Annotated in this window: 1 protein-coding gene; it reads right to left on the bottom strand. The window is 64.4% G+C overall.

Going from position 1 to position 706, the window contains the following annotated elements; all coding sequences use genetic code 11:
• Window positions 1–17 precede the first annotated feature (17 nt).
• Window positions 18–446: a transposase gene (locus H926_RS0100470; protein WP_237740949.1), complete on the bottom strand. Its 429-nt coding sequence runs from the start codon at window positions 444–446 to the stop codon at window positions 18–20.
• Window positions 447–706: the final 260 nt, after the last annotated feature.

The raw sequence follows: 706 nt of genomic DNA, 5'->3' as shown, positions 1-706 counted from the left end.
GCCAGCGCCTGGTCCGATCATCGTGTTGCCTTGAGCGCTTCGATCACCGCGGCAATCACGCCGGCATCGGCACCACGGCCAATCTTTACCGCCACGCCGTCAATCTCCAACTCGACCGCTGCACCGGTCGAGCGGCGCCGGCGGTGCGGGCGACGCTTGGGTGAAGAAGCCACCGTCACGTCCGCCTCGACTATGGCAGGCACAAATGATGGCGCTTCCGGCTCCGTCGCCGGCAGAACTACGCCCGCCGCCTCGAGTTGCTTCCGCAGATCCCTCCGCCATGCGTATACCTGCGAAGGATCAAGTCCATGCCGGCGAGCAACGGCACTGACACCTTCACCGCCCGAATAGCACTCGGCAACAATCGACGCCTTCACCTCTGGTGGCCACTCGCGCCGCTTGCCCGCGCCCGTGAATACCTCGAACCGCTGCGCTCCCTTGCTCACAGGATCGTCACCCGAGATTATCATAGTAGCAGCGCACTCCAGCCCGATTAGGGCGCGAAGACTCGGCGCTGCGCTTCATGCACGCAAGGTGGGGCCGCGACCCCGCTTACTCCCAAGGTGGAAGAAGGCGCCATCCTCGCCGGGCACTTTACGGCGACCAGGGAGCGGTATGCAGCATCCGACGGGCCGATCCTGCTGCTCCAGGACACGACTGAGTTTACCTATGAACGCCGCCATCCTGTAAGCGCCGACGGAATGCG

Source organism: Novosphingobium sp. B-7 (genome assembly GCF_000410615.1).
Lineage (GTDB): Bacteria > Pseudomonadota > Alphaproteobacteria > Sphingomonadales > Sphingomonadaceae > Novosphingobium > Novosphingobium capsulatum.
This window is presented reverse-complemented; position numbering and strand designations above follow the sequence as displayed.